Origin of the sequence: Tabrizicola sp. (genome assembly GCF_016792905.1) — a bacterium.
GTDB lineage: Bacteria > Pseudomonadota > Alphaproteobacteria > Rhodobacterales > Rhodobacteraceae > Tabrizicola.
The window spans coordinates 1-22,456 of record NZ_JAEULP010000065.1; the positions used below are offsets into that span (position 1 = coordinate 1).

At 64.6% G+C, this 22,456-nt stretch carries 28 protein-coding genes; 20 read left to right on the forward strand and 8 right to left on the reverse strand.

Translation table 11 applies throughout. From position 1 onward, the window contains the following. Positions 1-12 precede the first annotated feature (12 nt). The 11 genes from rplQ (at position 13) to JNL31_RS13250 (ending at position 10,951) form a co-directional block, all read left to right on the forward strand. Entirely contained in the window at positions 13-423 is a 411-nt protein-coding gene (gene rplQ / locus JNL31_RS13200) for a 50S ribosomal protein L17 (protein ID WP_294973970.1), read from the forward strand. A 229-nt stretch (positions 424-652) separates the two neighbouring features. Beyond that, positions 653-1,207 carry an autoinducer binding domain-containing protein gene (locus JNL31_RS13205; RefSeq protein WP_366928947.1) on the forward strand — a complete coding sequence of 185 codons (555 nt, stop codon included), beginning with the start codon at positions 653-655 and terminating at the stop codon, positions 1,205-1,207. Between the two features lie 52 nt (positions 1,208-1,259). Beyond that, the gene (locus JNL31_RS13210) at positions 1,260-1,847 is read left to right on the forward strand and encodes an acyl-homoserine-lactone synthase (RefSeq protein ID WP_294973975.1); all 588 of its coding nucleotides are present in this window, start codon (positions 1,260-1,262) and stop codon (positions 1,845-1,847) included. A 542-nt stretch (positions 1,848-2,389) separates the two neighbouring features. Then, positions 2,390-3,703, forward strand: coding sequence for a replication-associated recombination protein A (locus tag JNL31_RS13215; protein ID WP_294973978.1), 1,314 nt, complete (start codon positions 2,390-2,392; stop codon positions 3,701-3,703). 262 nt (positions 3,704-3,965) lie between these two features. Beyond that, a complete protein-coding gene (crcB, locus tag JNL31_RS13220; RefSeq protein ID WP_294973980.1) occupies positions 3,966-4,316 on the forward strand; it encodes a fluoride efflux transporter CrcB in 351 nt (116 codons plus the stop codon). Further along, the gene (locus JNL31_RS13225; protein WP_294973982.1) at positions 4,313-5,356 is read left to right on the forward strand and encodes an RluA family pseudouridine synthase; all 1,044 of its coding nucleotides are present in this window, start codon (positions 4,313-4,315) and stop codon (positions 5,354-5,356) included. The genes crcB and JNL31_RS13225 overlap by 4 nt, the downstream gene beginning before the upstream one ends. After that, a complete protein-coding gene (locus JNL31_RS13230; RefSeq protein WP_294973985.1) occupies positions 5,353-6,060 on the forward strand; it encodes an ATP12 family chaperone protein in 708 nt (235 codons plus the stop codon). Before JNL31_RS13225 ends, JNL31_RS13230 begins: the two co-directional genes overlap by 4 nt. Before the next feature lie 235 nt (positions 6,061-6,295). After that, a complete protein-coding gene (locus JNL31_RS13235; protein ID WP_294973987.1) occupies positions 6,296-7,312 on the forward strand; it encodes an amino acid ABC transporter substrate-binding protein in 1,017 nt (338 codons plus the stop codon). 125 nt (positions 7,313-7,437) lie between these two features. Beyond that, positions 7,438-8,715 (forward strand): ABC transporter permease subunit, encoded by a 1,278-nt coding sequence (locus tag JNL31_RS13240; protein WP_294973990.1) that lies wholly within the window; start codon positions 7,438-7,440, stop codon positions 8,713-8,715. 1 nt (position 8,716) lies between these two features. Beyond that, positions 8,717-10,174, forward strand: a complete 1,458-nt coding sequence (locus tag JNL31_RS13245) for an amino acid ABC transporter permease (RefSeq protein WP_294973992.1) — start codon at positions 8,717-8,719, stop codon at positions 10,172-10,174. Between the two features lie 9 nt (positions 10,175-10,183). Then, on the forward strand, positions 10,184-10,951 hold the full coding sequence (locus tag JNL31_RS13250; protein ID WP_294973995.1) for an amino acid ABC transporter ATP-binding protein: 768 nt from the start codon (positions 10,184-10,186) through the stop codon (positions 10,949-10,951). 4 nt (positions 10,952-10,955) lie between these two features. Here JNL31_RS13250 and JNL31_RS13255 read toward each other — a convergent pair whose 3' ends face one another. Beyond that, a complete protein-coding gene (locus JNL31_RS13255) occupies positions 10,956-11,528 on the reverse strand; it encodes a GNAT family N-acetyltransferase (RefSeq protein ID WP_294973998.1) in 573 nt (190 codons plus the stop codon). Between the two features lie 158 nt (positions 11,529-11,686). On the opposite strand from JNL31_RS13255, the gene JNL31_RS13260 reads away from it, so the two are divergent. After that, positions 11,687-12,040: a cupin domain-containing protein gene (locus tag JNL31_RS13260; protein WP_294974001.1), complete on the forward strand. Its 354-nt coding sequence runs from the start codon at positions 11,687-11,689 to the stop codon at positions 12,038-12,040. Between the two features lie 52 nt (positions 12,041-12,092). On the opposite strand, the gene JNL31_RS13265 is transcribed toward JNL31_RS13260, so the two are convergent. Genes JNL31_RS13265 through JNL31_RS13285 form a run of 5 tightly spaced genes read right to left on the reverse strand, consistent with a single transcriptional unit; the run spans position 12,093 to position 16,843 of the window. Continuing rightward, complete coding sequence (locus JNL31_RS13265; protein ID WP_294974004.1) at positions 12,093-12,851, reverse strand: SDR family oxidoreductase; 759 nt, start codon at positions 12,849-12,851, stop codon at positions 12,093-12,095. A 15-nt stretch (positions 12,852-12,866) separates the two neighbouring features. Next, positions 12,867-13,688 carry an ABC transporter permease gene (locus JNL31_RS13270; RefSeq protein WP_294974006.1) on the reverse strand — a complete coding sequence of 274 codons (822 nt, stop codon included), beginning with the start codon at positions 13,686-13,688 and terminating at the stop codon, positions 12,867-12,869. Between the two features lie 7 nt (positions 13,689-13,695). Further along, positions 13,696-14,547 carry an ABC transporter permease gene (locus tag JNL31_RS13275; protein ID WP_294974008.1) on the reverse strand — a complete coding sequence of 284 codons (852 nt, stop codon included), beginning with the start codon at positions 14,545-14,547 and terminating at the stop codon, positions 13,696-13,698. Positions 14,548-14,551: 4 nt separating this feature from the next. Next, complete coding sequence (locus JNL31_RS13280; RefSeq protein ID WP_294974010.1) at positions 14,552-15,712, reverse strand: spermidine/putrescine ABC transporter substrate-binding protein; 1,161 nt, start codon at positions 15,710-15,712, stop codon at positions 14,552-14,554. Between the two features lie 21 nt (positions 15,713-15,733). Then, positions 15,734-16,843: an ABC transporter ATP-binding protein gene (locus JNL31_RS13285; RefSeq protein ID WP_294974012.1), complete on the reverse strand. Its 1,110-nt coding sequence runs from the start codon at positions 16,841-16,843 to the stop codon at positions 15,734-15,736. An 89-nt stretch (positions 16,844-16,932) separates the two neighbouring features. Here JNL31_RS13285 and JNL31_RS13290 point away from each other — a divergent pair, with 89 nt between their 5' ends. Further along, positions 16,933-17,724, forward strand: coding sequence for a helix-turn-helix transcriptional regulator (locus JNL31_RS13290; RefSeq protein ID WP_294974015.1), 792 nt, complete (start codon positions 16,933-16,935; stop codon positions 17,722-17,724). Between the two features lie 52 nt (positions 17,725-17,776). Here the strand turns inward: JNL31_RS13290 and JNL31_RS13295 are convergent, their stop codons facing one another. Continuing rightward, positions 17,777-18,880, reverse strand: a complete 1,104-nt coding sequence (locus JNL31_RS13295) for a class II histone deacetylase (protein WP_294974018.1) — start codon at positions 18,878-18,880, stop codon at positions 17,777-17,779. Between the two features lie 141 nt (positions 18,881-19,021). Here JNL31_RS13295 and JNL31_RS13300 point away from each other — a divergent pair, with 141 nt between their 5' ends. Beyond that, positions 19,022-19,270 (forward strand): DUF167 domain-containing protein, encoded by a 249-nt coding sequence (locus JNL31_RS13300; protein WP_294974020.1) that lies wholly within the window; start codon positions 19,022-19,024, stop codon positions 19,268-19,270. Here the strand turns inward: JNL31_RS13300 and JNL31_RS13305 are convergent. After that, positions 19,267-19,506: a hypothetical protein gene (locus tag JNL31_RS13305; protein ID WP_294974022.1), complete on the reverse strand. Its 240-nt coding sequence runs from the start codon at positions 19,504-19,506 to the stop codon at positions 19,267-19,269. The genes JNL31_RS13300 and JNL31_RS13305 overlap by 4 nt on opposite strands. A 122-nt stretch (positions 19,507-19,628) precedes the next feature. Between JNL31_RS13305 and JNL31_RS13310 the strand changes: the two genes are divergently transcribed. The 6 genes from JNL31_RS13310 (at position 19,629) to JNL31_RS13335 (ending at position 22,447) form a co-directional block, all read left to right on the forward strand. Continuing rightward, a complete protein-coding gene (locus JNL31_RS13310) occupies positions 19,629-20,336 on the forward strand; it encodes a M48 family metallopeptidase (RefSeq protein ID WP_294974024.1) in 708 nt (235 codons plus the stop codon). A gap of 60 nt (positions 20,337-20,396) precedes the next feature. After that, positions 20,397-20,651, forward strand: a complete 255-nt coding sequence (locus JNL31_RS13315; RefSeq protein ID WP_294974025.1) for a DUF6455 family protein — start codon at positions 20,397-20,399, stop codon at positions 20,649-20,651. Between the two features lie 61 nt (positions 20,652-20,712). Then, positions 20,713-21,087 carry a YigZ family protein gene (locus JNL31_RS13320; RefSeq protein ID WP_294974027.1) on the forward strand — a complete coding sequence of 125 codons (375 nt, stop codon included), beginning with the start codon at positions 20,713-20,715 and terminating at the stop codon, positions 21,085-21,087. Positions 21,088-21,186: 99 nt separating this feature from the next. Next, positions 21,187-21,561, forward strand: coding sequence for a hypothetical protein (locus JNL31_RS13325; protein WP_294974031.1), 375 nt, complete (start codon positions 21,187-21,189; stop codon positions 21,559-21,561). 79 nt (positions 21,562-21,640) lie between these two features. Next, on the forward strand, positions 21,641-22,003 hold the full coding sequence (locus JNL31_RS13330; protein WP_294974034.1) for a diacylglycerol kinase: 363 nt from the start codon (positions 21,641-21,643) through the stop codon (positions 22,001-22,003). Positions 22,004-22,117: 114 nt separating this feature from the next. Further along, positions 22,118-22,447, forward strand: a complete 330-nt coding sequence (locus tag JNL31_RS13335) for a PRC-barrel domain-containing protein (protein ID WP_294974035.1) — start codon at positions 22,118-22,120, stop codon at positions 22,445-22,447. Positions 22,448-22,456 lie beyond the last annotated feature (9 nt).

The window sequence follows — 22,456 nt, forward strand, 5'->3', positions numbered from 1 at the left end:
TAGGAGACCATCATGCGTCACGCCCGCGGCTACCGCCGCCTGAACCGTACCCACGAACACCGCAAGGCGCTGTTCGCCAACATGGCCGGCTCGCTGATCGAGCACGAGCAGATCAAGACCACCCTGCCCAAGGCCAAGGAACTTCGCCCGATCGTCGAGAAGCTGATCACGCTGGCCAAGCGGGGCGACCTGCATGCCCGTCGCCAGGCCGATGCCCAGCTCAAGGAAGACAAGCATGTCGCGCGCCTGTTCGAGATCCTCGGGCCCCGCTACAAGGACCGCCAGGGCGGGTATGTCCGTATCCTGAAGGCCGGTTTCCGCTATGGCGACATGGCGCCGATGGCGATCATCGAATTCGTCGACCGGGATTCTTCGGCCAAGGGTGCTGCGGACCGCGCGCGGTCAGAAGCTGCCGAAGCCTGAGGCAACTAAGTCACTCAACCGCAGATGGCCCGCCGACCGGCGGGCCTTCTTCATTGAAAAGGTTGAATTCTTAACTTCTTTCCGCCATGCAAGTGCTAGCTTGAAAAGAAATCCGTAAGGACCAAGATCAATTTTCAGTAGAATCAAGGTGCGAGTAAGGATGTGATCGGGAATGTCCGAACGGAAGGCGATAGCTGTGCTGCTTGAACAGCTCGATAGGCTGGCCCCCATGGGCTACACCGTCGGGCTGCATATCCGATTTGCGACCCCGTTGATCTACAAGAGCTCGTATCCCGCCGCCTGGGTCGACCACTACAACAGCCATTCCTACTACCTTCGCGACCCGCTGGTGTTCTGGGGCGTCGGCGTCGAAGGCACCACGCGGTGGAGCGCGATACCCCTACCCGACCCGTTCGGTGTGATGAAGAAAGCTGCGAGCCACGGGCTCAAGTACGGCGCTGTTTCTTCTTACGGTCCGATAACTTCGCGCTCGATTGTCGGCGTCAGCCGCTCTGACCGTGAATTCACTGACGAGGAAATAGGCCATCTCAAGGAAGTGACTATTCAGCTGCACATAGAGGCAAAGCCACCCTCCGACCTGACGAAAGCGCAGATCGAGGCGTTGCAATGCCTTGCCAATGGGGACCGGCATGCTGCGGCGGCGGAAAAACTTGGCATCACGGAAAGCGCCTTCAAGGCGCGCGTTCAGTCGGCTCGTATCCGGCTGGAGGCGCGGACAGCCTCGGAAGCGATCCGGAAGGCCCGGGAATATCGGCTGCTTTGAGTCAGGCTGTCCCCTTCGAAGGTTTGACGGACCAGAAGAAGGAGAGTGAGGAATGGAAGCTACGACGTTGTCATATGACAACCTCCACAATCATGGCGAGCTGTTCGCGAACATGTTTCGGGCCCGGCACCGGACCTTCATCCAGAACGCCAAATGGGATCTGCCGGAAGCCAACGGAATGGAGTTCGACCAGTATGACACGCCGGCCAGCCGGTGGGTCTGCGTTCACAAGGATGGCGAAGTCATGGCCGGTGTCCGTCTGACGCCGACGACGCACCGCTGCGGCATCTACACCTACATGATCCGCGATGCGCAGCGTGGCCTTCTGGAAACCATTCCGCGCGATCTCTTGAATTTCGAGGCGCCGGTCGACCCCAATATCTGGGAATCGAGCCGCGTCTTCGTCGCGAACGAGGTTCCGGCCGCCGAGCGTCTGCGGGTGCAGATGCAGCTGATCCACGAGATGGTCGTCTCGGCGCGCAACCTGGGCGCAACCACGCTTCTGGGCATCATCCCCGAGAATTCGCCACGCCTGGCACGTCGCGTCGGTCTGGACTGCATTCCTTCGGGTCCGGTGATGGACACGGGCGGAAGCCGTTCCGTCTGCGTCACGATCAGCATGGCGACGAAGCTGCATTGAACGCGACATTTCGCCGCCACGTCTTCCCGCGGCTAGCGCGACTTGGGATTGGAACGTTGTTTCCGAAGCCATGGCGCTGCGCGGCGCGTGATTCATGTCGAGTGAAGATTGAAGATGAGTATCTGGGCGCATATCGACGTCGAGTTGGGTGAGATCGCACCAATTGCTCCTGCAGGTTATTTCATTGGCCTGCGTATTCACTTCAGCTCGCAGCTTTTCGTTTTCCAGACCATGACCAGCGCAGGGTCGAACATTATTCCGAGAACGGATATGTCCTGCGTGACCCGATGACGGCTTGGGGCTATTCCCGCACCGGCCGGATCAGGTGAAGTGATCCGGCACTCCGGAACCCAATTGCCATGTCAAGGAAGCGGCGCAGTTCGGATTGAACTTTGGCGCCACCGTGGCCAGTGATGGGACCGAGTTGCGCAGGATTGCAGGTTTCGCCCGGTCGGCGCGTCTCGGCGTCCTGCCCGAAGCCCGCAGGTGCGGGCGTGCGCTTCTGGCTTCTGTCCGACGCGCCGCAGGGCTAGAGTTGCGCCATGGCCGATCTGTTCGACACCCCATCCTCCCAGTCCCGCGACGGCGGACCCCGTCCGCTCGCCGACCGGCTGCGGCCAAAGTCATTGTCGGAGGTGATCGGGCAGGAGAAGGTCCTGTCACCCAACGGTCCTCTTGGGGCAATGCTGGCGGCGGGATCGCTGTCCTCGCTCATCCTCTGGGGGCCGCCGGGGGTCGGCAAGACCACCATTGCCAGGTTGCTGGCGGATGAGACCGACCTTGCCTTTGTTCAGGTCAGCGCGATCTTCACCGGGGTGCCCGAGCTGCGGAAGGTGTTCGAGGCGGCGAAGCTTCGGCGGACGAACGGCAAGGGGACGCTTCTTTTCGTCGACGAGATCCATCGATTCAACAAGGCACAGCAGGACGGCTTCCTGCCACATATGGAGGACGGGACGATCCTTCTGGTCGGGGCGACCACCGAAAACCCCAGCTTCGAACTGAATGCGGCGCTGTTATCGCGGGCGCAAGTCATTGTCCTGGAACGGCTTTCCCTGGCCGATCTGGAGCGTCTGGCGCAAAGGGCCGAGCAGGAGTTGGGCCGCCCCCTGCCGCTGAAGGGCGAGGCGCGCGAAGCGATGCTGGAGATGGCGGACGGCGACGGGCGGGCGCTTCTGAACCTGATCGAGCAGGTGGCGGCGTGGAAGGTGGAAGGCACGCTGACTCGCGACCAGGTGGCGCAGCGGCTGATGCGGCGGGCGGCGAAATACGACAAGTCGGGGGACGAGCATTACAACCTGATCTCGGCGCTGCACAAATCGGTGCGGGGTAGCGATCCTGACGCGGCGCTTTACTGGTTCGCCCGGATGCTGGAGGGGGGCGAGGATCCCAGGTTCCTGGCCCGGCGGATCACCCGGATGGCGGTGGAGGATATCGGCCTTGCCGACCCGCAGGCCGAGGCGGTTTGTCTTGACGGATGGCAGACTTACGAGCGGCTGGGCTCGCCCGAAGGGGAGCTGGCGCTGGCGCAGGCGGTGGTCTACCTGGCGCTCGCGCCGAAGTCGAACGCGGTCTACACGGCCTACAAGGCAGCGCGGGCGGCGGCGAGGGAGACGGGGAGCCTGATGCCGCCGAAGCATATCCTGAATGCTCCGACGCGGATGATGAAGGAGCAGGGCTATGGGTCGGGCTATGCCTATGACCACGACGCCGAGGACGGGTTTTCGGGGCAGAACTATTTCCCCGAGGGGATGAAGCGACCGGTCTGGTATCTGCCACCCGAGCGGGGGTTCGAGCGCGAGCTGAAGAAGCGGGTAGAGTATTTCGCGAAGCTTCGGGCGAAGCGGCACGAAGGCTGATCCTGGTTAACGATGGGTGAAGCGGGTTCGGCAACAAGGCACGCAACACCCCGGGGCAGGACAGCGAAACGCCTTGAAACGTTGGCTTAACCCTTGCACTTTTCGAACATTCCCACCGTCTTCTTTCGGTGTGGAAACCGTCTTCCTTCCGTCTCTACGCGCGTATGGCTGCAAAGCCGTTAACCATGCGCGGCGAATCGGCGGCGGCCAGTTCCACTGCCGCCGCATTGACAAACCGCCCGCCTCGCCGCAAAGGACGGCAATGTCCCTGACCCTTCCCCTGATCGCGCTTGGCGGCGCTGTGGGCTCTGTCCTGCGCTACCTGATGGTCTCGGCCATCGGCGCGCCCTGGGGTGTGGCTGCGGTCAACGTGCTGGGCAGCTTCGTGATCGGGGCGCTGTTCATCCTTCTGGACGCCCGCGCCGGCTGGCAGCTGTTCCTGATGACCGGGGCGCTTGGCGGCTTCACCACCTTTTCCGCCTTTTCGCTGGACACGCTGAAGCTGGTGGAACAGGGCCACACCCTGCAGGCTGCGTCCTATGTCCTGATCTCGGTCGCCCTGTCCCTGATCGCTGTCGCGCTTGGCGTGGCCCTTGCCCGGAGCCTGACATGACCGTCCAGACCCTGACCGTGACCGAAGACGAGGGCGAGCAGCGGCTGGACAAGTGGCTGCGCCGACGGTTTCCCCAACTGAACCAGGTCGCGGTGGAGAAGCTGTGCCGCACGGGACAGATCCGCGTCGACAGCGGGCGCGTCAAGGCGTCCGACCGGGTGGTGCCGGGGCAGACCGTGCGGGTGCCGCCGCTGCCCGATGCCGCGCCAAGGACCGAGGCCCGGGTGCAGGGCGTTTCGGCGGCGGATGCGCGGATGATCCAGGCGGCGGTCCTGTTCAAGGACGAGCACCTCATCGTCTTGAACAAGCCTGCGGGCCTGCCGTCGCAGGGTGGGTCGGGGCAGGGCGACCGCCATGTCGACGGATTGGCCGAGGCGCTGAAGTTCGGCTACAAGGACAAGCCGAAGCTGGTTCACCGGCTGGACAAGGACACGTCCGGCGTCCTGATGCTGGCCCGCACCGACCGGGTGGCCCGGGCGCTGTCCGAGGCGCTGCGGCACCGGGCTGCCCGGAAGATCTATTGGGCGGTGGTCGCGGGTGTGCCGCACCCGAAGCAGGGCTCGATCAAGTTCGCGTTGGAGAAGGCACCGGGCCGGGGCAGGGGGGGCGAGGGCGAGAAGATGCTCTGCGTCCACCCGGCGAAGCTGGCCGAGCACCCGGATGCGAAACGGGCGCATACCGATTACTTCACCCTCTGGTTCCTGGGCACGCGACTGTCCTGGATGGCACTGGAGCCAGTGACGGGCCGCACGCACCAGCTGCGCGCGCATATGGCCGAGATCGGGCATCCGATCCTGGGCGACGGCAAGTATGGCGGCGGCGAGACCGAGAACATGGGTGACGGCTGGGGCGCGGGCGCGGGCGGCGATCTGTCGAAGAAGCTGCACCTGCACGCGCGCAGCCTGACAATCGAACATCCGATCCTGAAGAAGGAAATGACCTTCGTGGCGCCCTTGCCGGAGCATATGGCCCGGACCTGGAAGCTTCTGGACTGGAAGGTGGACGATGTTCCCGCCGACCCGTTCGAGGTGATCCGGTGAGCGTCTGGTCTGCCCGGCGATTCTGGAAGACCGAGACTGTCGTGCCTGCCGAGGGCGGCTTCACCGTGCAACTGGACGCGCGACCGGTGCGCACGCCGTTGAAAGCGCCGTTGATCCTGCCGACGCTGGCGCTGGCCGAGGCCGTGGCCGCGGAATGGCAGGCGCAGGCGGCCAAGGTCGACCCCGAGGCGATGCCGTTCACGCGCACGGCGAATTCGGCGATCGACAAGGTGGCGCCGCAGTTCGGGGCCGTGGCCGCGATGCTTGCGGCCTACGGTGAAAGCGATCTGTTGTGCTACCGCGCAGAGGACCCGGTCGAGCTGGTCGAACGGCAGGCGGCGGCGTGGGATCCGCTCTTGCTCTGGGCGGCGGAAGAGCTGGATGCCCCGCTGGCCGTCACCTCCGGCGTCATGCCCGTCGACCAGGACCCGGACAGCATCGCCCGGCTTGCGGACCTGGTCGAGGCGATGTCGCCCTTCCAGCTTTCGGCCTTCCATGACCTTGTCGCAATCTCCGGCTCGCTGGTCCTGGCTCTGGCGGTGACGCGGAAGCGGCTGGATGCCGAGGCCGCCTGGATCCTGTCGCGCATCGACGAGGATTGGGAGATCGCGCTCTGGGGCGAGGATGAGGAAGCGGCCGATGTTGCCGCCCGCAAACGCTCTGCCTTCCTGCAAGCTGACCGATTCTATGGATTGTGTGGGTAACATTCTTGCCCAAACTCTGCGCAATGCAGGGCGGGAAGGCCAATCGCCCTCTTTCTCGCCGGGAAAACAAGCGATTTTCCTGAAAGCCTCAGAGGCCGCTTGACCTGCAAAAGCGCTTTCGCCGAAACTGGCAGCAGTGGGGGGCCGAGCCCTCTGCAAAAACCCAGGTGCGATCTGCTCGCACCAACAAAAAACATGGCCCGTGGAAGGGCCGTCTACTCAGGAAGAGGTAAGAATGAAAAAATCCGTATTCTTCGGCGCGCTCGCGGCCACGACGCTGGTCTCGGGAGTGGCGCTGGCCGGTACGCTTGACGACGTCAAGGCGCGCGGCGAGCTTCTGTGCGGGTCGAACACCGGCCTGACCGGCTTCGGCAATCCGGATGCCAGCGGCAACTGGACCGGCTTCGACGTCGACCTGTGCCGCGCCGTGGCGGCTGCGGTTCTGGGCGACCCGAACAAGGTGAAGTTCATCCCGACCACCGGCGAGACCCGCTTTACCGCGCTCCAGTCGGGGGAGGTTGACCTCCTGGCCCGCAACTCGACCTGGACCGCCTCGCGCGACAGCGAGCTGGCGCTGGATTTCGTGGCGGTGAACTACTACGACGGCCAGGGCTTCATGGTGAAGAAGGACCTGGGCGTTTCCTCGGCGAAAGAGCTTGATGGCGCCACCGTCTGCATCCAGACCGGCACCACCACGGAACTGAACCTCGCCGACTTCTTCAAGCAGAACAACATCACCTATCAGCCCGTCACGGTGGCGGACGATTCGGAGGCGCAGCGCCAGTACCTGGCCGGCGCCTGCGATACCTACACCACCGACGCCTCGGGCCTGGCCGCCAGCCGCGCGACCATGCCGGATGCCGACAACCACATCATCCTGCCCGAGATCATCTCGAAAGAGCCGCTCGGCCCGGTCGTCCGCCATGGCGACAACAACTGGGGCGACATCGTCCGCTGGACCTACTACGCCCTGCTGATCGCCGAAGAGAAGGGCATCACCAAGGCCAACGTCGAGGAAGTGCTGGCCTCGACCACGGACGAGGAAGTCAAGCGTCTGCTCGGCGCCTCGGGCGACATGGGGGCGAAGTTCGGGCTCGACAACGCGGCCTTCAAGAATGCCATCGCTGCCGTCGGCAACTATGGCGAGATCTTCTCGCGCAACATCGGCGAAGGCACGACCATCAACCTGGCCCGCGGCCTGAACGCGCTGTGGACCCAGGGCGGCCTGCAATACGCCCCGCCCTTCCGTTGATCCGGATCCTTGGGGGCGCCTATGGGCGCCCCCGTCTTTTTCGAAGCAAGATGCCTGCAAGGATCGAGGCCTGACCTCACCGCCACCGGAAAATCGGGGCTGCCCGCAGGAGACAGGGGGAAGCCATGGCAATGGCAACGGACGTGCCGAAAGAGGGCTTTCGGCTCTCGATGCTTATCTACGATACGCGCTACCGGTCCTACACGATCCAGCTGGTCGTGCTGGTTCTTTTCGCCATGGCGGTGGCCTGGCTCTTGAACAACACAGTCCACAACCTGGCCTTGCGCGGCAAGGAATTCAACTACGGCTTCCTCTGGCAGCGTGCCGGCTACGACATCGGCCAGCACCTGATCCCCTATACCAATGACGACAACCACTTCCGGGCGCTTCTGGTCGGGCTTCTGAACACCGCCGTCGTCGCCTTCTTCGGCTGCATCTTCGCGACCATCCTGGGTGTGGTCGTCGGTGTCCTGCGCCTGTCGAGGAACTGGCTCGTCAGCCGGTTGATGACGGTCTATGTCGAGACCTTCCGCAACGTGCCGCTGCTTCTCTGGATCCTCTTGTCCTATGTGATCCTGTCCGAAGTGACCCCGCTGCCGAAGGACTTCAAGGTCACGGACGAGATGATCGCGGCGGGAGAGGCGCCGAAGGCGTCCATGATGCTGTTCGACTCGATTGCCGTCACGAACCGCGGCACGAACATCCCCGCGCCGCTGTTCGAGCGGGGGCTTGGGACGCTCGACCTTGGGTTCATGTCGCTGAACCTGACCTTCTGGGCCATCGCGGCGCTGATCGCCGCGTCGATCTGGGTCAACCACCGCATCGTTGCTTCGGCGCGGGCGACGCAGGAATCCACCGGCGTTCGGCCCGTGACCTGGTGGAAGTCGCTTCTGGTGCTGTTCGCCCCGGTCATCGCGCTTCTGGTCGCCTTGGGCTTCCATCTGGAGATTCCGGCGCTGAAGGGGTTCAACTTCCAGGGTGGCATCCTGGTCGCGCACAGCTTTACCGCGCTTCTGATCGCCCTGACGCTTTACACCGCCGCCTTCATCGCCGAGATCGTGCGGGCGGGGATCATGGCGATCAGCCGCGGGCAAAGCGAGGCCGCCTTCGCGCTGGGCTTGCGGCCGAACCGCACCATGAGCCTGATCATCCTGCCGCAGGCGCTGCGGGTGATCATTCCGCCGCTGATCAGCCAGTACCTGAACCTGACCAAGAACACCTCGCTGGGGATCGCGGTCAGCTATCTGGACCTGCGCGGCACGCTGGGGGGCATCACGCTGAACCAGACGGGGAGAGAGCTGGAGTGCATGTTGTTGATGATGCTGATCTATCTGACCATCAGCCTGACGATTTCCACGCTGATGAACATGTACAACCGATCCGTCCAGCTGAAGGTGCGCTGAGATGAGCGAGACCCACGCTGAAACCGTCACCTTCGTTCGCGACACAATGCTGCCGCCCGTCCTGCCCCCCGTGGGCGAACGCGGGGCGGTGAAATGGCTGCGCGAGAACCTGTTCTCCACGCCCCTGAACATCGCGCTGACCGTGGCCGGGTTGGGGGCGATCTGGTGGCTTGTCACCGCCTCTCTACCCTGGTGGTTGAATTCGGTCTGGAATGCCTCGTCGCTGGGCGAGTGCCGCCAGATCGTCGCGGCCAATGCCGGCGAAGGCGCAACCGGGGCCTGCTGGGCGATGATCCGCGAGCGCTGGCACCAGTTCCTGTTCGGCTTCTATCCGCCCGCCCAGTGGTGGCGGCCGGTACTGTCCTTCGGGCTGTTGTTCGCGGCCCTCGCCCCGGTGCTGTTCGCCGGGCAGAAGCGCAACCTGTCCATCATCCTTGGCGTCGTGGCGGCCTACCTCCTGGTGACGCTGTACCTCGCCTCGGCGCCGGGGCTGCCCTTTGTCCTCGCGCTTGTCCTGATCGGGGGGCTTCTGGCCCTGGCGCAGATGATGCCGGGCAGACTGCTGTGGTTCACCCTGATCTATCCGGCGCTGTGCTTCTGGCTGTTGTGGGGCGGGTCGATCTGGTCGCCCATCGTGGCGATGGCGGGCTTTGGCGTCCTTTACGCCGTATTCCGCCTGGCCTCGCCCCTGATCGGGCTGGCACCGGCGGCTGGGGCCGGGATCGTCGCGGCTGTGCTCTGGTGGCTTTACGCCGAGGCGCCCGTCGTTTCGGCGCTGCATGGCGCGTTTCCCATTTTCCTGCAGAGCATCAACTCCGACCAGTTCGGCGGCTTCCTCCTGGCCATCGTCATCGGCGTGACCGGCATCACCTTCTCTTTGCCCATCGGCATCCTGCTGGCGCTTGGCCGCCAGTCGGACATGCTGATCGTCAAGTCGCTGTCGGTCGGGTTCATCGAGTTCATCCGCGGCGTGCCGCTGATCACGCTCCTCTTCACCGCCTCGCTGCTGTTGCAGTACTTCCTGCCGCCGGGCACCAATTTCGACATCATCCTGCGGGTGATCATCCTTGTGACCTTCTTCGCTGCCGCCTATCTGGCCGAGGTGATCCGGGGGGGCCTTGCCGCCCTGCCGCGGGGCCAGTACGAGGCGGCGGATGCGCTGGGGCTGGACTACTGGCGGGCGCAGCGGCTGATCATCCTGCCGCAGGCGCTGAAGGTGTCGATCCCGGCCATCGTGTCCACCTTCATCGGGCTTTTCAAGGATACCACACTGGTGGCCTTCGTGGGCCTGATGGACCCTCTGAAGGGGGTCACGCAGATCGTCCGTGCCGACATCGCCTGGAAGGGCATCTACTGGGAGCCCTACATCTTTGTCGGCGTCATCTTCTTCCTCATCTGCTTCAGCATGTCGCGCTATTCCATGTACCTGGAACGCAAGCTGAAGACCGATCATCGCTAAGGGCACATCATGGCAGAAGCAGCAAAAATGCAGGTTTCGGACGAAGTCGCGATCCAGATCACCGGCATGAACAAGTGGTACGGGCAGTTCCACGTCCTGCGCGACATCAACATGACGGTGCAGCGGGGCGAGCGGATCGTGATCTGCGGGCCGTCGGGGTCGGGCAAATCGACGCTGATCCGCTGCATCAACCGGCTGGAGGAACACCAGCAGGGCCATATCATCGTCGACGGGACCGAGCTGACCAACGACCTGAAGAACATCGACAAGGTGCGGTCGGAAGTGGGCATGGTGTTCCAGCACTTCAACCTGTTCCCGCATCTGACGATCCTCGAAAACCTCACGCTGGCGCCGATCTGGGTGCGCAAGGTGCCGAAGCGCGAAGCCGAGGAAACGGCGATGTATTTCCTGCAGAAGGTGAAGATCCCGGAGCAGGCGCACAAGTATCCCGGCCAGTTGTCCGGCGGCCAGCAGCAGCGGGTGGCGATCGCGCGCTCCTTGTGCATGAAGCCGCGGATCATGCTGTTCGACGAGCCGACCTCGGCCCTTGACCCCGAGATGATCAAGGAGGTGCTCGACACCATGATCGAGCTGGCCAAGGAAGGCATGACCATGCTGTGCGTGACGCACGAGATGGGCTTCGCTCAGGCGGTGGCGAACCGGGTGATCTTCATGGACCAGGGCCAGATCGTCGAGCAGAACGAGCCGAAGGAGTTCTTCAACAATCCGAAGAGCGAGCGGACGAAGCTGTTCCTGAGCCAGATCCTGGGGCACTAAGCCTTCAGAGCGGCTTCACGAACAGGATCCACTCCGTCGCATCGACCTGCCAGTCGCCCTTGACGAGCGGCCGACGGGCGATTTCGCGGAAGCCCTTGGCGCGGTAGAGGCGCAGGGCGTCCTGGTGGGTATCCTCGGCGATCAGGCTGATGGTCTGGTGGCCGCCCTGGCGGGCGACATCTTCGGCCTTGGCCAGAAGGGCGGAGGCGAGGCCCTTGCCGCGGTGGGCAGCGTAGGTCGCCAGTACGTTCAGATACCAGGACCCCGGCGCCAGCGCCTCCAGCTGCAGGAGCGGCACGAAGATCGGCGGGGTGTCGGGGTCGATGGGCGTGGGCTCGGGGTCGGCGGCGTAGCCCAGAAGGCAGGCGGCCACCTCGCCGTCGGCTTCCGCAAGCCAGGCGTTGCGGTAGGAGAAGTTGCCCGTCTCGCGCGCAGCCCGTTCCCGGCCGTAGGCCCAGGGGTCGCCTTCGGTCCCGACCGACCGTTTCCAGAAGTGCAGGGGCAGGTCGTCGGCCGCCATGTTGATGAAGCGCGTCAGATGGTCGGCGTCGGTCGCCCTGGCTGCACGGATCGACATTGCGGTTCCTTCCGTTTGAGTCGCGGCAGACATAGACCATTCGTCTGCGCATTGGCAGGCTTTCCCGGTGGAGAAATCCGTTTCCCTGCACGGCCTATGGACAGGCCGTCGGGCCCGCCCTACCAATCGGGATGACGCCAATTCAAGGAACGACTGACATGAGCGACATGGTTTTCCGCTTCCCCGCCCCCGGCCCCGAGCCGATGCTGACCGACCTGGAAGGCTGGACCAAGATCGAGGGCACCCCCACGATGAAAACCTGGGTGCAGCATACCTCGATCGACGGCAGCGTGATCAGCGGGACATGGGAGGCCACACTTGGCACCTGGCACGCGGCCTACAAGTTCTACGAATTCGTGCATCTGATCGATGGCCAGATCACCATCACGCCGGAGGGTGCGGCACCCGTGACCCTGCGTCCGGGCGATGCCTTCGTGGTCGAACCGGGGTTCAAAGGCACCTGGAAGATCGAAAAGCCGGTCCGCAAGCACTTCTGCATCAAGCTGAAGTGACCGGTCCCTGGACGGCGTCCGTTCCAGGCGCAGCGTTCCGGGGTCATGGGACCTAGATCGATTCCGCCCCGTCGATCACCAGCGCGTGCCCCGTCATGAAGGAGGACTGGTCCGAGGCGAGATAGACGATGCTTTCGGCAATTTCCTCTGCACTGCCCCAGCGCCCCATCGGAATGGCGTCGGAAACGTAGGTTTCAAGCGCCGCGCGCCCGCCCATCTGGGTTTCAAACCCCGCATTGAACACGGTATCCACGAAACCGGGACAGAGCGCGTTGCAGCGGATGCCGTGGCGCGCGTAGTCCACGGCGATCTGCCGGACCATCGCCACAACCGCGTGCTTCGTCGTGCAGTAGGCGATCATCTCGCGGTCATATTGGACGCCCGAGTTCGAGGAGGTGATGATGATCGACCCTGTCCGCCGAGGTTTCATCATCGTCATTGCGGCACGGGCGGCGACGAAATGCGCGCGGACATTCAGCCGCCAGGACAGGTCCATGTCGGCTGCGCTTACGTCCTCAAGACCGCCGGGGATCTGAATTCCCGCGTGGGAATGCAGGATGTCGAGTCGCCCGAAGCGGCGCTCGGTTCCGATGATCGCGTCTTCCAGGTCGGTGTCGATGGTCACGTCCAGACCCAGGGCCTCGGCCTGGCCACCCGATGCGACAATCGCATCGGCGACGGCATGGGCCCGGGCTGGATCAAGGTCGCTTACCACGACGCGCGCACCGTTCCTGGCGAGAGCCAGTGCCCCGGCCCGGCCAATGCCTGCGCCGGCCCCAGTCAAAAATGCCACGCGATCCTTCAGAAGCACCGGGGGTTCCTTTGTTCAGGCCGCGCCACGGCCGCGGCCGCGCTGCAGGATCGACTGGGCGACGACGAGGGTCACGAGCGAGACGGCAAGGACCATCGTGCCTATGGCGTTGATCTCGGGCGTCACGCCCCGGCGGATCGAGGAGAAGACGTAGATCGGCAGCGTCGTCTCGGACCCGGCGACGAAGAAGGCGATGATGAAGTCATCGAAACTGAAGGTGAAGGAGAGCAGGAACCCGGCGAGGATGGCGGGGAAGATTTGCGGCAAAGTGACCTGGCGGAAGGTACCCCAGGGCGTGGCGCCGAGATCCGCCGAGGCTTCGACAAGGCTGCGGTCCATGCCCGCAACGCGCGCCCGCACGATGATGACGACCAGCGCCATGGCGAAGAGCCCGTGTGCGGCAATGAGGGAGCCCTTGCCGAGGTGAAGTTGCGGCGCCTGATCGGCAAGGGGCCATAGCGCGGCAAGGACCGGGTTGACCCAGTCAAAGAGCGTGACCAGTGCGATCAGGGTCGCGATGCCGATCACGATGCCCGGCACCATGACCGCAATGTAGAGAAGCGCGTCGAAGATCGCCCTGGGCTTGCCGCCCACCCCCTGAAGGGCCAGGGCGGCAAGCGTGCCCGCGATGGTGGCCAGCGCGGCGGAGGCGCCGGCGACGATGGCGCTGGTCTGCAGCGCCTCCATCACGAAGGGGTTTGACAGGGCCTTGCCATACCACTGGGTCGAGAAGCCCTGAAGTTGTGCCGCGTGCCGCCCGGCGTTGAAGGAAAAGACCGCGATGACCCCGATCGGGACATAGAGGAACAGATAGACGGCAAGCGCGTAGAGCCTCATCGCGCCCTCACATCAGCGAAACGTCGTCGCGGCCGCCGGACCACTTGCGCGTGGCGCGCATGTAGCCGGTGACGGTGACAAGCATGATGACGACAAGCGCGACCGCGACCGCCGCCCCGAAGGGCCAGTTGCGCGATTGCAGGAAAAGATCGACCAGTGCATTGCCGACAAAGAACACCTTGCCGCCCCCGAGCATCGCCGGGATCAGGAATTCCCCCATCAGCAGGATGAAGACCAGCATGCAGCCGGTGGCGACCCCCGGCATGGAGAGCGGGAGCGTGACTTGCAGGAAGCTGCGCCAGGGCGGGCTGCCGAGGTCGGCGGAGGCTTCGAGGAGGCGCTTGTCCAGCCGTTCCAGGCTGACAAAGATCGGGAAGACCATCAGCGGCAGATAGCCGTAGACGATGCCGGTCAGCACGGCGAAGGGTGTATTGATCAGGCGCGGATTGCCAAGGCCGAGGCTGTCGAACAGCCTTGGGATGCCCTGGCCGCCCAGGAGGTAGATCCAGGCGTAGGAGCGGATCAGGATCGAGGTCCAGAAGGGCACGATCACCAGGATCAGGAGCAGCGTTCGCCATTTCCGGTCCGCCTTGACCGCAAGGTAGTAGGCCAGCGGATAGGCGATCAGCAGGCAGAGGAACGTGCCGACCGGGGCGAGCATCAGGGTGTTCTTGAACGCCGCCCACCGGGTGCCGAGATTGGCGAAGTTCTCCAGCGTGAAGGCGGCGGAATACCCACCCGCCGCCGCGCGTTCGCCAAAGCTGAAGACAAGGACGACCACCAGCGGCAGCACGAGCATGGCCAGAAGCCAGAGCGCGGCGGGCGCGAGCAGGAGTCCTGTCCTCAGCCTTGGCGTCATCAGGTCAGGCCGACTTGAAGCGCGCCATCAGTTCGGCGCGATTGGGGTCGGTCAGCGTGACGGCTGCGCCGAATTCCAGCGCATCCAGAAGCTCTTTCGCCGGGTAGAGGATCGGGTCTGCCAGAACCTCGGGCGGCATCAGCGCATCCACCCGGCTGTCTGCGGTGGGATAGCCGTGGAACAGGGCTTCCTTGGCGTTCACCGCCGGGTCGAGCAGGAAGTTGATCAGCGCATAGGCGGCATCCATATGCGGCGCGCCTTTCGGGATGGCATAGAAGTCCGACCACAGTTCGCCGCCTTCCTTGCCGAGGACATACTCGATTTCCGGCATGTCGCGGTTCATCTGCTTGCCGTCGCCGGTCCAGCAGATCGTCATCCAGGCATCGCCCGACCGCATCGACGGCTGGTAGTCCGACGAGATGGCGAAGAGATGCGGCTTGGCGTCCAAGAGCAGCTTCTCGGCATCGGCCAGTTCCTTGGGGTCGATCGAGTTGAACGAATAGCCGAAATATTTCAGCGCGTTGCCGATGGTGGTCAGCTGATAGTCATGCACCATGGTCCGTCCGCTGAAGTCGGTCATGGTCAGGTCCCAGAATTCTTTCCAGGTGGTCGGCTTGGGTTTGTCGCCAAGGTTCGAGGTGTTCACGGCAAAGCCGGTGGTGCCCCAGTTCTTGGACACGGCATAGACCTTGCCGTCCACCGTGCCCGGCCCGGCGAAGCGCTGGTTGAACGCGGCGGGGTCGTAGTTCGGGATCTTGGCAAGGTCCAAGGGTTCGATCAGGTCTTCGCCGACATAGGTCGTGATCGTGTAGTTCGTCGGCACGAAGACATCCCAGCCCGATCCGCCGGCCTGCAGTTTGGCCAGCATCTCTTCGTTCGAGCCGAAGACGTTGACCTCGACGGCGGCGCCGGTTGCGGCGGTGAAGGCCTCGAAGTTGGCCGGGTCGTGGTAGTTGGGCCAGGTCGCCAGCGCGACACGGTCGCCGATTGCGCCTTGCGCCCAGGCGGCGGAACGCAGGCCCGGCATCGCCGCACCCAGGACTGCCGTCGCGGCGCCAAGCCCCGTCACGCCCAGGAAATGCCGGCGCGTGACCGAGCCCTTCTTGTAGCGGTAAAGCTCGGCCATGAATCTTTCGCGTGAGATGAAGTCATTCCGGTCGGTCATGTTCAGTCTCCCCGTTGGTTTTCAGTCTTTGCTGAGGATAAGGGCCGCGCCCTCGCGCCAGCTTGCATATCCGGTTTCTCCCGGTTCGAAATTGTGGGTGCCCGCTTCGGCCTGGCGCGAGGCAAGCACGAGGAACGGACCGAGGTCAGGGTTCCTCACCAGGTATTCGGTGTGCTCGCCCAGGAAGATGCGGTTGACGACGGTGACGGGCAGGCCGCCCGCGTCGCGTGTCAGGCTGATCTGTTCGGGGCGAAGGCTGGCTGTCGCAGGCTGGTCGCTGCCCAGCCCTTCATTGGCGTGGCCGACAAAGATCGTGCCTCCGGGTCCGACGAGCTTTGCCGTGGAACCGTCAAGCCGCTCGATGCGGCCATCGAAGAAGTTGGACTTGCCGACAAAATCTGCAACGTAGCGGCTTGTCGGGCGGTCATACAGGTCGCGGGGGCTGCCGACCTGGGCGATCTCGCCGTCGCGCATGATGCAGATCCGGTCCGACATCGACAGCGCTTCCTCCTGGTCGTGCGTCACCAGCACGAAGGTGATGCCCAGTTGCCGCTGGAGGGTCTGCAGTTCGATCTGCATGTCATGGCGCAGCTTCTTGTCCAAGGCTGCCATCGGCTCATCGAGAAGAAGCACTTTCGGCTCGTTGACGATCGCCCGGGCAAGTGCCACGCGCTGTTGCTGGCCGCCGGACATTTCCCAGATGCGCCGGGGCCCGAAGCCCGGCAGGCGCATGGTTTCCAGCGCGCGTTCGACAGCGGCGTCGATCTGCGCTTTCGAAGGTTTCGGGCGGCGCTGCCTCAGCCCGTAGGAGATGTTCTCGGCCACGGTCAGGTGCGGGAACAGGGCATAGTGCTGGAACACCATGTTGACCGGGCGGCGATGCGCAGGCACGTCGTTCATCTGGCGCCCGTCCAGGAACACGGCGCCTTCGGACGGCGTTTCGAACCCGGCCAACATGCGCAGGGCCGTCGTCTTGCCGCAGCCGGAGGGGCCGAGGAACGACAGGAACTCGCCCGGGCGGATGGCGAGGTTCAGGTTCCGTGCCGCGACAACCGAGCCAAAACGCTTGGTGGTGCCGCGAAGCTCTGCGATGGGAGAGTCATCCACTTGCGTCACACGTCCTGCAGCCATGCCTATGCCTTGGAAACACAGGAATCGTAGAAATGGCGCGAATGGATGTATATATCACAAAATGCATAGGTTCGCGAAAAGACCGGGAAATGAGCATAGAGCGTCAGTTCGAGCAGATCGGCCGCATGATCGCGGCCGAAGGGTTGCCCGAGTTTCCCCGCTGCCTGGCAGATTTCCTTCGCAGCATAGCGCATCATGACTTCACCGTCATCTTCGGCTATCGCGGCACGGCGCGGCCGCTGGACCTTTACGACGACTTTCCGCGCAGCAAGCACGCGATCTTCGTGACCGACTATCAGGCTGGCCCCTATCTGCTTGACCCCTTCTACCTTGCCGCAACGAGGCCGGTCGCGGCAGGTCTGTACCGCTTGCGCGATCTGGCGCCCGACCGGTTCTATCAGGGTGAGTACTTCCGCAGCTACTACGCGCGGACCGGCTTGGCCGAGGAGATCGGCTTCTTCGTCGAAACGGAACCCGGCGCGATGATCGTCCTGTCGCTCATGCGGTCCGACAAGGTGTTCTCGGCACGGGAAATCGCGACGCTGCGCACCGCGTGGCCAGTGGTCGAGGCTGCCGTCCGACGGCATTGGAACGACCTTTCGGCCCGGTTTGACACGACCGATGCGAGGGGTGCGGGCACGGCAGGCCCGCAGATCGAACGCAGCTTTCAGCGGTTCGGTGAGGGGTTGTTGACCCCACGCGAACGCGAGGTCGCCGAGTATACGCTGAAGGGATACTCGGCGGAAGCGATCAGCCAGATCCTGAACATATCCTCCGGCACGGTGCGCATCCACCGGCGCAACATCTATGCCAAGCTTGGCATCGGTTCGCAGGGGGAGTTGTTCGCCCGTTTCATCGATACGCTGGTCAAGGCGAGCTGATCGCTACCAGGCGGTGAGGCCCGGCAACAGCGATGTGTCGCCCCCCGGAGCGCTAAAGGCCGAGTGCTATTGCCGCTTCGTCGATCCAGCCGCGCGCGAAGGCGTCGAACCGCGCGTCGGGCTGCCGCTTGGCCAGCGTTGCGGCGAGAGGGTCGGGGGCGGTGACAGGGGCGCCCGACAGCTCCTCCAGCACGGCATGGCCGCAGAACGGGACATAGACCTCGGAATAGCCGCCTTCGTGGACGAGGGTCAGCTTGCCGTCACAGAGCCGGTCGGCGGCCTGCATGACCATGCGGGTCATCTCACGGAAGGTTTCGGCGGTGCAGAGCATCCGCCCCAGCGGATCGACCGCCGCCGCGTCGAAGCCGCAGGCGACGATGATCGCTTGCGGTTGGAAGCGGTCGAGCGCGGGCAGGACCACCCGCTCCATCGCGTAAAGATAGCTGGCGTGGCCGGTGCCTGGGGGCAGAGGCAGGTTGAGGTTGAGGCCCTTGCCCGCACCTGCACCCTGCGCCTCGATCCCGCCGGTATCCAGCGGATAGTTTCTCTCCTGATGCAGGCTGATCGTCAGCACGTCGGGGTCTTCCCAGAAGATCGCCTCGGTGCCGTTGCCATGGTGGACGTCCCAGTCGATCACCGCGACGCGCCGGACCAGCCCCTCGGCCTGCGCTGCACGGATTGCCACGGCGATGTTGTTCAGAAGGCAGAAGCCGTTCGGAAAATCCGCCGTGCAATGATGTCCCGGCGGGCGGGACAGGGAATAGGCGTTCCGCGCCTCTCCTGTCAGAACTGAGCGAAGGGCGGTCTTCGCCAGTCCGGCCGACAGTGCGGCGATTTCGTAGCCGCCCGCGCCGAACGGCGTGCGCAACCCGAGTTCGCCGCCGCCCGCGTCGGAGGCCGCCTTGAAGGCCGACAGGTAGCTGTCGGGGTGGACACGGAGGAGGTCTTCCTTCGTGGCTGCCTCTGCCCCGCGCATCGACAGGTGGCGGGTCAGGCCCGTGACCTCGATCAGGTTCCGCAGGCGCCGCTTGGTTTCCGGGTTTTCGGGCAAGCCGCCGGTGACGGGCTGGACCAGGCCCGCAACTGGCAGGGTGAACGCATAGTTGCCGCCGCCATGCCAGAAGCAGCGTTCGTCGGAGAAGAAGGCGGTTTTCATCGGTCGCGTCTCCTGCAGGTCCGTCGACAGTAGGGACGGCGGGGCAGCTTGGCCAGTGGCGGGGGTGCGGCACCGGGGGACAAATCTCTGCGAAGGGACTTGGCCTCTTGCCCGGCGCGAGCGCATGGCATTCAAAGGCGCATGACCGACCTGACCCACCTTGCCCAACCCGGCGCCGCCATTGCCGTTCGTGTCACCCCGAATGCCCGCCGGGCCGGGGTGGACCTGGTCGAGGGCCAGATCCGCGTCGCCGTCACGGAGACGCCGGAAGGCGGCAAGGCCACGGAAGCCGCCCGCGCGGCGCTGGCGAAGGCGATGGGCGTGGCCAAGACGCGACTGAAGCTCGTCCGGGGAGCAACGGCGCGGGACAAGCTGTTCCGGCTGGACTAGGTCTTCCGCTCCAGCCTGTAGCTGCCTTCCGGCAGGTTCAGCGCGGCGGCAAGATCGCGGAGCTGCGTCATCGACAAGGTGATGCGCAAAACCTCGTCCGTCTGCGGATCGACCTGCTCGACCGTCACGCAATCCTCGAAGGCGTTGATCACGATGTCGTCGAGAAGCGGAAGATCGCCGCCTTCGTCTACGAGCGTGATCACGGTGGCGTCGAATTCGTGCTCGATGGTGAACATATGCGCAGGCTAGCCGCCTGTCCGCGCCCCGGCAACGGATTCGATGTCCTGACAGCTTTGTGAGCCACCCTTTCGCTTGGCCATGGATTTGCTAGGTTTGCCCGCCACGGTCGAGGTTTCGCATGCGTCTTCCCCTGCTTCTCGCGCTGTCCCTCGCCTTGGGCGGTTGCGTCTCCACCTACTCGGTCCCCCCGGCCGTGCCGACGAAGGCAACCGCCCCGGTCCAGCCTGCGCGGGCGGCGGCCGAGAACTTCCTGACCGTGATCGCGCGGGTCGAGCCGGTGGCCGAGCGCTACTGCCGGGATCGGGGTGTGGCGCGGAACTGCGACTTCCGCATCGTCATCGACGACCGGCCCGGTCAGCCGCCGAACGCCTTCCAGACGCTCGACAGTTTCAACCGCCCGGTGATCGGGTTCACCCTGGCCCTGATCGCCGATGCGCGGAACCCGGACGAGCTGGCGTTTGTCCTGGGGCATGAGGCCTCGCACCACATCGAGGGTCATATCCCGAAGCGTCAGGACCAGGCGATGTCCGGCGCAATTCTGGCGGGTGTCCTGGCGCAGGCAAGCGGGTTGTCACCTGAAGAGGTGAGGGCTGCGCAGAACCTGGGGGCAGAGGCTGCGGCGCGCAGCTATTCCAAGTCCTTCGAGCTGGAGGCTGACGCGCTCGGCGCCGAGATCGCGCTGGTCGCGGGCTATGATCCGGTGCGTGGAACCGGGTTCTTCGACCGCCTGCCCGATCCGGGCGACAAGTTCCTCGGCAGCCATCCGCCGAACGGCCAGCGCAAGGCGGTGGTCCTGGCAACGGTTCGGCGGCTCCAGGGGTCTTGATCTGGGTCAAGGCAGGCGACCCGGTCGCAGCGCATCCTGCATCAGGATAGCCGGGAGGGCATGACAATGATCGGGTATCCCGAGGCACCGAAAGCCTGGTGGCTCACCCGCGGCATGGCACGGATTTCGGGCGTGAACCTGCCGCGCGCGGTGGTGGAAGGCTGGCTGCAGCGCGACGAGCTGGAGGACCTGATCTCTCGCTGTGCCGCCTGCGGGCGCGCGCCGGAATGCGAACGCTGGCTGATCTGCTCCGGTGCGGCACAGTCGATGCCGGACTTCTGCCCGAACAAGGCCGAGATCGAGGCGCTGGGCTGACGGCCGGGGCAGCGCGCGCCGCGTCTGGTCCGGGGTCCGCGGATCGCCTAGGCTGCGGCCCATGATCGTTCTGGATGACATCTTGCGCGACCGCGGGTCGCGCTATGCTGTCGCCACGGGCTGCGTGACAAGTCGGTCCGAGATCGACGCGTTTCTGCTGTCCCTGCGCCAGCGCCGCAAGTTCGCCAAGGCCACCCATCACAGTTGGGCAGCGCTTCTGGCGGATGGCGGGCCGCTGAAGAACGACGACGGCGAGGCCGGGGCCGGCGCGGTGATCCTGAAGATGCTGGAGCGAGAGGCTGTGCCGGACCGCATCGTCGTCGTCACGCGCTGGTATGGCGGCGTCCATCTCGGGGGCGACCGCTTCGCGCATATCGTCACCTGCACCCGGGCCGCTCTGCAGGCCCTGCGCGAGGCGGCGGGCCGAAAGCCGTAAACGCATTCGCATGATTGCATGAAATCCTTGGTGCTGCGGGGCGGACCTGCTACCTTTTGTCGCACCGGGCCGATAGAGCCCGGCGAACGGGGAACAGACATGTCCATATCTCGTGGTTTCATCGTGATGGGCGCTATATATCTTGTGGTTGGCATTGTGTTCGGTGCCTACATGGGGGGCAGCGGCGACCACACGCTCGCGCCGATCCATGCCCATATCAACCTGCTTGGCTTCACGCTGATGACGGTCTTCGGCATCGGCTACCGCCTGATTCCGGGCCTTGCCGAAGGAACCTTGCCGAAAGTGCATTTCTGGCTGCACCAGGTGGGATCGCTGCTGCTTCTGCTGGCCCTGTTCCTGCTCATGACGGGCCGGGTGGCCGAGGCCACGATCGGCCCCGCCTTTCCGGTGCTGGAAGGGGCGGTCCTTCTGGGGGCGGTCCTGTGGTTGGTGAACGTCCTGCGTCACGCCTGAGGTTGCGGTCCCCGGACGTCTCGACGCGCAGGGAGTCCGGGGCTAACCTTCCGAAGGGGCAGGGGCAGGAGACAAACCGATGCGCGACATGCTTGCGGCCGAGGCACGGCGGCTGGCCAATACGGTGATCTGGTCCTGGGATGGCTTCCGCGCCGCCTGGGCCACGGAAAAGACCCTGCGGCAGTGGACGATCGCCAATGTCCTGTCCGCCGCGCTGGCCTTCAGCCTGGACCTGACGCCCGGCGAACGCGCCCTGATCCTGGCGCTGGGGCTTCTGGTGCTGGCGGCCGAACTGATCAACACCGCCGTCGAGGAGGTGGTCGACCATATCTCCCCCGGCCCGGATCCCCGCGCGAAGAAGGCCAAGGATTGCGGGTCAGCCTGCGTGGCCCTGACGGCGATTGCGGCTGGGGTGGCCTGGGTCGTGGTGCTGGTGGGGTAGGCCGGGAAGGAACCATTGGCCGGGATCGGTGTTGGTTCACGACCCGACATCGCAACGGAGGTTCGGATGCAAGACACCCCTTCCACACCCGCGTCAGACCAACCGGGCCACGCCATGGTTTCCAGTTCCGACGTCAACGGGACCGAAGTCTACAACCCCGCAGGCGAACATCTGGGTCGGATCGACCACTTGGTGATCGACAAGGTTTCCGGCCAGATTGCCTATGCTGTGATGACATTCGGCGGCTTCCTTGGCCTTGGCGAAGGCATGTATCCGCTGCCCTGGAAGAAGTTCCGCTTCGACAAGGCCATCGGCGGCTTCGTTACCGATGTGTCGCGGGAACAGCTGACCGGTGCGCCCTCTCTGACCGAAACCTGGTTCGACGACCGGGACTACCATCGCCGCAATTACGATTACTACGGCGTCCTGCCCTACTGGATGTAGGCCCGCTGC